Here is a 10,057-nt window from a genome sequence, read left to right as displayed (position 1 = left end):
GCTCTTTCATAGGTGCAGGCGGAGCCTGAGATGGTTGAATTTGGGATTCTTTCATTCCCGGTTGTATGTTCGAGTTTGGTTTAAGTGTTTCTTTTATTATAGCTCCGGATATCCCTGGAATTTTAATTTTCATCCCCGGCATCATCATGTCCGGGTTGCTCAATTGCGCGTTCACTTTTTTAAGTTGTTCAAAACTGACGCCGTATTTTTTGGCGAGCTTCCAAAGCGTATCGCCTTTTTGGACTATATGAATTTTCACGCTGTTAACCCCTCCTGTGCATATGTCCATATATACTATGATGTAGTGGGTGAATTGCTATTATTTTTATCATGAAAACTTATGCATGAAAAAGGGCATTTATGATTGGAACAATGTGATTTAGGGACGGGGATCGTACTTTTTCTGATTGGAAATAATCGATGAAACCTTCCTTAATAAGGAAAATCCATCACTTTGATCTCTTCTTTATTTCCAGGAAGTATTTTTATTGATTCAGTGCAGAAAGAATATAAAATTTAAACCATTGCATACCAAGAAAAGGGGGCAATGGCTTTTTTCATGAGGAATTCATCATGAATGAAGTGCTTCCTTCAACCTCCTGTCTAAACTATTGAAAATCCGGGTATACGAAAGTAAATAACCTAAAGCTGTGTCTTCAGGTACTTATATTACATACGAGGAGGGAGTAATAATGAAATGGAAAGGAAGAGATGGCAGCTCGAACGTTGAGGACAGAAGAAGAATGAGCGGCAAAGGTGTGGCTGGGATTGGCGGAGGTGTAGCATTGGTAATCGTCTTGATCGTGACGCTTCTAGGCGGTAATCCTAGCGAATTGTTAGGCAGCTTGAATTCCCCTGATTCGGGCAATGTGGGCAGTTATGTGGAAACGGATGAAGAAAAGGAGCTTGCACAGTTCGTATCGGTCGTCCTTGCAGATACGGAGCAGGTCTGGACAGAGGAATTTCGTAGAAATGGCCGGGAATATAAGGAACCCACTCTTGTCCTGTACTCAGGCAGTGTGGAATCGGCATGCGGGATGGCAGGATCTTCCGTGGGGCCCTTTTATTGTCCAGGTGACATGAAACTATACATTGATCTCAGCTTTTATCAAGAGTTGAAAGAAGAATACCAGGCACCTGGGGATTTCGCAATGGCATATGTCATTGCCCACGAAGTCGGTCATCACGTTCAGACACTTTTGGGGACAACGGAAAAGGTCATGCCTGATCGTTCAAAGGTTAGTGAGACCGAATATAATAAGTATTCTGTCCGCCTTGAATTACAAGCCGACTATTTGGCTGGAGTTTTTGCACATCATGTCCAGGGTGAGAATTTGCTTGAAGAAGGCGATCTTGAGGAGGCATTGAATGCGGCCAGTGGTGTCGGTGATGACCGTATCCAAAAAAAGGCACAGGGCTACGTGGTTCCCGACAGCTTCACGCACGGTACCTCTGAACAAAGAAAACGTTGGTTCAATAAAGGTTTTAAATCCGGGAATATGAATGAGGGTAATACTTTTAATGCAAGTAATCTTTAAGTGGTTAATACATTCATAGCTGTTTTGATTGTACATAAAAAGGGGGTCTTCGGGACCCCCTTTTCTTTTTTCCCTTTAGATGTAAAGTCGTTGAGTGATCTCAAACCCGTTCCAACATTCGGTTTAAAGCTAGGATGGCATTATCCGCAATGCTTTTTTCCACCTTTATCGGATTAATGATTCTACCTTCTTCAATTGATTCTAGCGCCCAAAGCAGATGAGGCAGATCAATCCGGTTCATCGTAAGGCATGGACACATGTTCGGATTTAAAGAGATGATGTTCTTGTCAGGATTATTGGCGATAAGTCGCTTGACAAGGTTCATCTCCGTACCGATTGCCCAAGAACTGCCTGGTTCAGACTTTTCGATCATATTTATGATGTATGACGTCGAACCCGCATAATCTGACATGGCGACTACCTCACGGCGACATTCGGGATGAACGATGATATTCATGGACGGCTGCTCCGCTCGAAGTGTTTCAATATTCGTCGTTGTGAAATTTTCATGGACCGAACAATGTCCTTTCCAAAGAAGTACCTTCAGATCTTCAAGTTCCCCTTCATAAATCAATTCGTTCTTATGAGGATCCCAAACAGCCATTTCATTCAATGGAATGCCCAAATCAAAGGCTGTATTCCTCCCAAGATGCTGATCAGGAAGAAAAAGGATGCGTTCTTTTTGTGAGAGGGCCCACGAGACCATCCCTTGTGCATTGGAAGAAGTCACCGTCGCCCCGCCATTTTTCCCTACAAAGGCTTTGATGGCCGCGGTCGAATTAACATACGTAAGGGGAAGAATCGTATCACCAAACAAATCCTGAAGTTTTGTCCAGGCCCGTTCCGTTTGTTCAATATTCGCCATATCTGCCATGGAACAGCCTGCACGCATGTCAGGCAGGATAACCGTCTGCCCTTCTGTTGTCAAAATATCGGCTGTTTCAGCCATGAAATGCACCCCGCAAAACACGATATAATCCGCTTCGCGATTTTGCGCGGAAAGCTGAGCCAATTGAAGTGAATCTCCCGTTACGTCCGAAAATTGAATGACTTCCTCACGTTGATAATGATGACCTGGTATATAAAGACGGTTCCCCAGTCGTTTCTTAATGTCATGGACCTGATTCTCCATATCTTTCGTTGCCATCATTTTATACTTTTCAGGCAATACATTTCCTGCAGTGCTAGCCATCTCCAATATGTTCATTTCATTATCCCCTCACATTCTTTGACCTTTGCGCTAATATCAAGTGCCCTGACACTGTGCGTCAAGCTGCCCAACGAAATATAATCAACCCCTGTTTCCCGATATGAGGATAGATTGCCTAAATGGATTCCCCCAGAAGCTTCAGTCATGATGTGGGCGGGAACCAATTTGATCAGTTGCTTAATTTCTTCGGGACTCCGGTTATCGAACATGATGATATCCACGCCGGCTTCCACTGCTTCAAGCACTTGTTCAGCTGACTCCGTTTCCACCTCCACTTTAGTGGTATGTCCCAGTTTGGATTTGACCGTCTGAACCGCTTTCATTATAGAACCCGCGAAAGATATATGGTTGTCCTTTATCATGACTGCATCATATAAACCATATCGGTGATTGAATGCACCGCCAGTACGGACTGCATATTTTTCAAGCATCCGCAGTCCCGGTGTAGTTTTCCTCGTATCACAAGCTCTCGTCTTCGTCCCCGCTAAAATCATCGAAGCTTTATGAGCCTGTGTCGCAATGCCGGACATACGCTGCACTAAATTCAAAACAACTCGTTCCCCTTTTAAAAGCGAAGCCATATCACCGGTCATTTTTGCAAGTTGCTGTCCTGCCTCAAAAACCTCACCATCCAGAACTTGCAGGGAAACGTCGATTTGCTCATCCAACAATGCAAATCCCGTCTTGATGACGGCACCTCCACTAAAAACCCCACCTTCTTTTGCAATGAATGTCAAAGTCCCTTGTTCACCTTGATCAAAAATCGTATCACTCGTTACATCGCATTCCCCTATATCTTCCATTAAAAATTGTTGCAGCATCTGCTTAAGCTTCAATATGTTCATATAGTCGTCTCCTTTTCACTCGATTTTCCACATCCAGGCAAGCAAGGATAACCGAATCTTCAATCCATCGCCCGTCATCCTCGCAAGGATAGTCACTGCGGAAATGACCGCCCCTGCTTTCCGTTCTGGTCAATGCGGATTCGGCAATCAGCCACGCCACGATCATGGCATTGATTATCGTTATTTCTTTAATCGATAATGCCGTTACTTCCATCTGCAGCAATTTCTCTATATTAAATGTCTCTAGAAAATCCTTCAGTCGAGTTAAACCTGCTTCATTTCGAACGATTCCTGCTTCGTTCATTAATTTTTCCTGCAATGCTTCGAGATCAGGTAAAAAGGGAGAATGGCAGGAATCCTTGGACTGCTCTTTTTCTTCCGGCATCGACCTTGCCGGCAATTTAGCAAGCAAATGACCAAGCGTATTTCCAAAAACCAGCCCTTCGAGAAGGGAATTGCTTGCCAATCGGTTCGCTCCATGTACACCCGTGCATGCCACTTCACCAACTGCATACAAGGAGGGGACAGAGGTTTGCCCCCATTCATTCACTTCAATTCCCCCCATTAGAAAATGGTTACCGGGTGCAACCGGAATTTTCCCGAATTGAAGGTCCAGCCCACTTTTTTCACATAATGAGCTCACTGTTGGAAAGCGCTTTTTAAAATCCTTAATCATCGAAATATCCAAAAATACCTTTTCACCACGCTGTAAATAAGAAAAAATCGTTTGAGCTACAATATGTCTTGGAGCAAGATCTTTCAGACTATGGACACCCTCCATGATCGGCCTTCCCAGTTCATTCACTAATATTGCCCCATCTCCGCGCACCGCTTCTGAAACCAGTCCCTCCGCTTTACCATTTATAAAAAGCAGGGTCGGGTGAAACTGTATGAATTCCATGTCTCGAACTTTTGCCCCGGCCTTGAATGCAAGTGCGATTCCATCGCCTGAAACCGTTTGTGAATTTGAAGTGAAATGGTATAGGGAACCACACCCGCCTGTTGCCAGAACCGTTTGTTCCGCATGATACATTACAAGTTCCCCTGCCTTATCATGGGCTTTGACGCCTATGCAAGAATCATCTTTTCCGATGATCAACTCCACGGCAGTTGTATTCTCCATCACAGTAATCGATGAGTTATTCAAGCTCGCTATAAGATGTTCCATGATGTATTTACCAGTAGCATCGCCGTGACTATGAAGGATTCTTCTTTCGCTGTGAGCGCCCTCCATGCCAAGCATGAGTGTGCCGTCATCATCATGGTCAAATTGCATACCGGACTGAATAAGTTCAGCTATAATCAAAGGTGCCTCTTCCACGAGCTTTTCGACTGCCTTCACCTTGTTATATCGCTGACCAGCCGCCAGCGTATCTTTTTTATGTAAAGATACTCTGTCACGATCAGATATTGCAGCAGCAATCCCGCCTTGCGCTAAATAAGAATTACTATGACGGATATTTGATTTTGTGATGAGTATCACATGCTTATGTTCACTTGCTTCCAATGCCGTTTTCAAGGCAGCAATCCCACTGCCTATCACGATGATTTCCGCTTTTACCATTATTTCATTCCTCCTGTTTATGACAGGTGTCTTGACAACTATATTTACATATTATTAAACTATTATCAAGAGTTTTTTAAGATTAAAGGATGGAAGTGATTTTTTGATTTATTTGGATTATGCGGCTACAACTCCGATTGATGAGGAGGCCCTCGACGTATTCAGCCAAGCATCCCGGAAGTTTTTCGGGAATGCGAGCAGTTTGCATGATATTGGCTCTGAAGCGGCACGTTTATTGGATATGTCACGGCAACAACTCGCAGAAATGCTGAACATCAAAAAGGAAGGAATCATCTTTACGAGCGGTGGTTCGGAAAGCAACATGCTTGCCATCGATACATTCATCGCTTCAAAACCATCCTGGCAGAACCACTTGATTGTAAGTAGAACGGAGCATGCGTCGATTGCCAATTATGTCGCAAAGCTTGAACAAGTTGGCTTCGAGGTTACATATTTGCGGCATTTGGATGATGGCCTTATTGATATTGAACATCTGCAGGTATGTCTCTCGGAGAAAACATGCTTGGTCATTGTCCAACATGTCAATTCGGAAATCGGGGTCATACAACCCATTGAACAAATAAGTAAAATCGTTCGAAAACACCAGGCTTTTTTGCATGTGGATTGCGTCCAATCATTTGCTAAATTGCCGCTAGAAAAGATATCTGCCTTATGTGATGGATTATCCATTTCCAGTCATAAAGTTTATGGTCCAAAAGGGACTGGGGCCGTCATTTTCCCGGCCATCCATCAGTTGAAGGCTTCGGTACCGCATATCACTCATGAATATGGTTTCCGCCCAGGGACAGTAGACGTCCCCGGTATAGCTTCCTTCATGACCGCTGCAAAGAAATTAGGTGATAACATGGTAGCTGAACATAAACGGATTTCCACGCTTAGGATGCAATTGATTCAACGTCTTACGGAAAGGAAAGTAGATTTTCAAATCATCGAGGGAAAAAGCCAGCAATTGCCTCACATTCTGGCCCTCGCCTTCACTGGATTGCAAGGACAGTACATCATGCTCGAATTAAACCAGAAAGGATTCGCTGTTTCGACTGGAAGTGCTTGTCAAATCGGTAAACAGGATCCCTCAAAAACCATGATGGCCATTGGGAAAAGCGAAGAAGAGGCCCATCAATTCGTGCGATTTTCCTTCGGTAAATACACGACAGCCGATGACGTTCACAAATTGGCAGACTGCCTCGAAGGAATGGCTGGCATTCGATAAAACATTCCACTCTGTGGTAGAATGTTTGTAAATAAAGAGGTGAATGATTATGGAAAAAAAGAAATTACTCGGGGAAGAAAGACGGACGAAACTCTTACATATATTGCAAACAAGTGCGCAGCCAGTAACTGGAAGCGAGCTTTCGCAGATAACGAATGTAAGCCGGCAGGTTATCGTTGGTGACATAACGCTCCTGAAAGCGCGGAATGAACCAATCATCGCCACGAGCCAAGGCTACATGTACTTACAAACGGGGAGCACCCAAAAGCCGGAAAGGACCATTGCTTGCCAGCACGATCCTTCCCGGACCCAGGAAGAGCTATATATACTCGTCGATATTGGTATCACCGTAAAAGATGTCAAAATCGAACACCCCGTGTACGGTGACCTGACTGCTTCGATCATGGTAAGCAGTCGTAAGGAAGTCCAGCAATTCCTCTCTAGGGTGACAGCAACGAACGCTTCTTTTTTATCGGAACTAACGAGTGGCATCCATCTCCATACACTGAGCGCATCTTCTGAAGAACTGCTTGACGAAGCAGAGGGTGCACTGAGAGATGCCGGCATTTTGGTCGATTGAATAAACGAAAAGTCCTCAAAAGCGATATCTTTTGAGGACTTTTTTTGAAGGCCTGTATCCAACCACCCATCACTTGAATTAATTCACCATCTGTCGGCATGTCATCAGAATATGAGTATTGGTTTTTAGTTTTTCCTGCGTTTTATCTTCATCCTTATTTTCTTCTTCTTATTCTTGATCCTGTTTTTCTTCTTCTTTATCTGGGCCGGTGTTTTAAAGTTCGGCAATTCCTCCAATCGCTTGCATTGAATTCCCAATCACCTGTAAAATATCCCCTGTAACATTGAATGCTTGCTCTGGTTCATCTGGATTTTCGAATGCCCCCGCCACAGTGGTCCCTCCGCCTAACGCTTGAATCAGATTGCCTTTAATGATCAATTCCTGCTTCGTTACTTCATCGAAATCAATGACTAATCCTAAGATAACAGTCGAATTCCTGATCGACTGTATTTGATTGCCGAATTTGTTCAATGACCATTATTCTTTTGCATCCACCAATATTGCATTTCCAGTCGCTTGAAGTTCATTCCCAATCAAATCTAAGTTTTTGCGAAAATCCTCGTCCAGGACATTGGATGGTGTACCTCCAACAGCAGAAATGACGGTTCCTATCGCTTGAGTCCAAGAACCGAACGTTTCTTTGAATTGATTATCCGTCACCTATTTACCACCGCCCTCCCTATCCATTTTTGGATATGTTTCTGCCATTTAAAAAGTTGCCCCCTCTGAATTAGTCATCAAGGTATGAACAGTTCGCCTATGAGGTCTACCAATTGTATACGCATTCATCTAAAACGTTGTTTATTTTCATCCTTTAGAATGTTTCTCCATGCATAACTTCCGCCTTTCATCTTCACCATAAAAAATGTTTCATGCCTATTTATTAATCTATATTTTCCTAAAATGACAGCCGACCATTTTAGGAACTTGTACATAAGCGAAATACACTTCTTAAACAAAGAGCACCCTACAAAAAAAATGCCCCGGAAATATTCCCGGGGCACCCTTCTTATTCATTATTTTCCCTCATCAATGTATTAAACACAGCCGAGGTTGTACCACTAATCTCTACGGAAAACAAAATTGATATCTTCCGAACCGTCTTATATTCTTAAGAAATCATCGTTGCGGCACACCATTTTGGACTTTAAAGCATGAATAGCTTCCCATGATCGAAACCGTACATCCAAGAGCCTCTAGCTCAGAAATAGCGCCTGGGATGAGAACATCGTCAAGGGCCATTTCAATGTCGATGATGAAGAAGTAATTGCCTAAACCCGTTTTCATTGGTCTTGATTCAATCTTGGAAAGATTAAGCTTTCTCCAAGCAAAAGCGGAAAGGACTTGATGCAGTTGCCCTGAGCGGTCGGCAGGAAGCTGAATCATCAAGGTCGTTTTCTGGTCCCCTTCAACGGTCAAGTGCCCCTCATAGTCAACTTCACTATTGGATACGACGACAAACTTGGTATGATTATGATCATAATCATGTATATTTTGTTTTATAATTGTCAAACCATACTCCGCTGCAGCCATATCATTTGCAATCGCAGCAATATGGATATCGGAATTCTCCATCACCATCTTTGCAGCAGCAGCAGTGGATGTGACATACTCGTATGGAATGCCCTTTAGGTCTTTATGTAGGAATTTGCGGCATTGAGCGATGGCATGTGAATGTGAATAAACCATATCCGGTTTGAAACCAGGATATGCATGGTCCGGATGCACCATATAATGCTGTTGGATTGGAATCGTCACTTCCCCTTTAATCGGTAATGTGACTTCATGGACTAAGTAATCCATCGTAATATTTACCGATCCCTCCAAAGCATTCTCGATCGGGACGAGCGCATGATTGGCTTCCCCGTCACGTACAGCATCAAGACAGTCTGGAATCGTGTTCATCGGTATTTTTATATCATTAGGAAATAGTCGTGATACAGCTAAATCCGTGAACGTTGCTTTTGGTCCAAGAAATGCAATTTTTGATGTCATATTATAATCTCCTTTTCACGGAAAATCTACTGTTTATGTTATGTCATTTTCTGATTTTTTACAATAGTAAATCGTTAAATCGTCCACTAATAAAAAAGACCGTTGATTGGAACGCAGGGCACTCCCTTTCCGCTGGTGGTCGGCCATCAGCGCCTTTGCACTTGCAGGGTACGCACTTTCCCCGCAGGAGTCTCGTACACCCAATCCAATCAACTTTGCTTCATTTAGATTGATACTCCTTTTGCCTACAGTTTTTTGTTTTAGCGACGAATTAAAGTTACTGACCTGTTTGAACAGATTTTCTATCGCATATAAAAGACTGCTGCGGAGATAAAACTACTCACTGCAGAACACATTTTCGTTATTTCCGCCCATATGAAAGCTAAAAGTACCGATACAGAGGAACTGCGTCGATGAAGAACATACAAAACAGCTTGCTTATTCATTCCATGCTGCCCCAGATCAACCAGTTTTGTAGTAGGATGATTGTAACATCAGATCACACACATAAATCCAATAAAAAATCAAAAAGGTTTCGGAAGGGAGAACCCATCCTCAACCTTTTTGTATATAAACTGAGAGCCTGTACATATGAAATGTACAGGCTCTTTTTTCATGCGCCGTTCCCAATGATTTCGACCTTTTCGACGAACTCCATTTTACGCAGTTTTGTAAGCAGATCATCAATATCCATCGTCATCCCACCCGTATTTAGAGAAAGGGTAACATTGGCACGTCCCTGGAGGGGAATCGTTTGATGAATCGTCATGATATTGCAGCCTGAAGAGGCGACGAGCCGTAATAGCTCAGACAGAGTACCAGAACGATCTTCGAGATAGAAGAACAGGGTGATCAGCTTTTCTTTAACAACTGTATGAAACGGAAAAACCGTGTCCCGGTACTTGTAAAAAGCACTCCTGCTTAGGTCCACTCGCTTTACCGCTTCCCAAACTGATTCCGCTTTTCCCCGTTCAATCATTTCTTTTGCATCAAGCGTCTTTTTCATCGCTTCGGGAAGGACATCCTCTCGAACGAGGAAAAATTTCTGATCGGACTTATTCAAACTCCGCACGCCTCCTTTTGCCTGCATTCAT

9 protein-coding genes and 1 pseudogene are annotated in these 10,057 nt (G+C 43.3%); 3 read left to right on the top strand and 7 right to left on the bottom strand.

Annotated features, from left to right (window positions below):
* The coding region (safA, locus tag ACQKMH_RS03550; protein ID WP_427586105.1) for a SafA/ExsA family spore coat assembly protein at window positions 1–259 on the bottom strand (259 nt) is incomplete at its 3' end.
* A 433-nt stretch (window positions 260–692) separates the two neighbouring features.
* On the opposite strand from safA, the gene ypfJ reads away from it, so the two are divergent.
* Window positions 693–1,538, top strand: coding sequence for a KPN_02809 family neutral zinc metallopeptidase (gene ypfJ, locus ACQKMH_RS03545; protein WP_427586104.1), 846 nt, complete (start codon window positions 693–695; stop codon window positions 1,536–1,538).
* A 100-nt stretch (window positions 1,539–1,638) separates the two neighbouring features.
* Here the strand turns inward: ypfJ and nadA are convergent, their stop codons facing one another.
* From nadA to nadB, 3 genes are read right to left on the bottom strand one after another with little or no spacing between them, the layout of a single operon-like run.
* Window positions 1,639–2,745 (bottom strand): quinolinate synthase NadA, encoded by a 1,107-nt coding sequence (gene nadA, locus ACQKMH_RS03540; protein ID WP_427586103.1) that lies wholly within the window; start codon window positions 2,743–2,745, stop codon window positions 1,639–1,641.
* Complete coding sequence (gene nadC, locus ACQKMH_RS03535) at window positions 2,742–3,593, bottom strand: carboxylating nicotinate-nucleotide diphosphorylase (RefSeq protein ID WP_427586102.1); 852 nt, start codon at window positions 3,591–3,593, stop codon at window positions 2,742–2,744. Before nadC ends, nadA begins: the two co-directional genes overlap by 4 nt.
* Window positions 3,574–5,157, bottom strand: a complete 1,584-nt coding sequence (gene nadB, locus ACQKMH_RS03530; RefSeq protein WP_427586101.1) for an L-aspartate oxidase — start codon at window positions 5,155–5,157, stop codon at window positions 3,574–3,576. The genes nadC and nadB overlap by 20 nt, the downstream gene beginning before the upstream one ends.
* A 103-nt stretch (window positions 5,158–5,260) precedes the next feature.
* On the opposite strand from nadB, the gene ACQKMH_RS03525 reads away from it, so the two are divergent.
* Together ACQKMH_RS03525 and ACQKMH_RS03520 are read left to right on the top strand one after the other, a co-directional pair.
* Window positions 5,261–6,388 carry an IscS subfamily cysteine desulfurase gene (locus ACQKMH_RS03525; RefSeq protein WP_427586100.1) on the top strand — a complete coding sequence of 376 codons (1,128 nt, stop codon included), beginning with the start codon at window positions 5,261–5,263 and terminating at the stop codon, window positions 6,386–6,388.
* 46 nt (window positions 6,389–6,434) lie between these two features.
* Window positions 6,435–6,968, top strand: a complete 534-nt coding sequence (locus tag ACQKMH_RS03520; RefSeq protein ID WP_427587498.1) for a transcription repressor NadR — start codon at window positions 6,435–6,437, stop codon at window positions 6,966–6,968.
* Between the two features lie 213 nt (window positions 6,969–7,181).
* Here the strand turns inward: ACQKMH_RS03520 and ACQKMH_RS03515 are convergent.
* The 3 genes and pseudogenes from ACQKMH_RS03515 to ACQKMH_RS03505 all read right to left on the bottom strand — a co-directional run bounded on the left by ACQKMH_RS03515 (window position 7,182) and on the right by ACQKMH_RS03505 (window position 10,053).
* Window positions 7,182–7,628: pseudogene (locus tag ACQKMH_RS03515) on the bottom strand (DUF6944 family repetitive protein).
* Window positions 7,629–8,087: 459 nt separating this feature from the next.
* Window positions 8,088–8,963, bottom strand: coding sequence for a prephenate dehydratase (gene pheA, locus ACQKMH_RS03510; RefSeq protein ID WP_427586099.1), 876 nt, complete (start codon window positions 8,961–8,963; stop codon window positions 8,088–8,090).
* 613 nt (window positions 8,964–9,576) lie between these two features.
* The gene (locus ACQKMH_RS03505) at window positions 9,577–10,053 is read right to left on the bottom strand and encodes an ACT domain-containing protein (protein ID WP_427586098.1); all 477 of its coding nucleotides are present in this window, start codon (window positions 10,051–10,053) and stop codon (window positions 9,577–9,579) included.
* Window positions 10,054–10,057 lie beyond the last annotated feature (4 nt).

It is taken from the genome of Peribacillus sp. NPDC097895, assembly GCF_050277555.1.
GTDB lineage: Bacteria > Bacillota > Bacilli > Bacillales > DSM-1321 > Peribacillus.
This window is presented reverse-complemented; position numbering and strand designations above follow the sequence as displayed.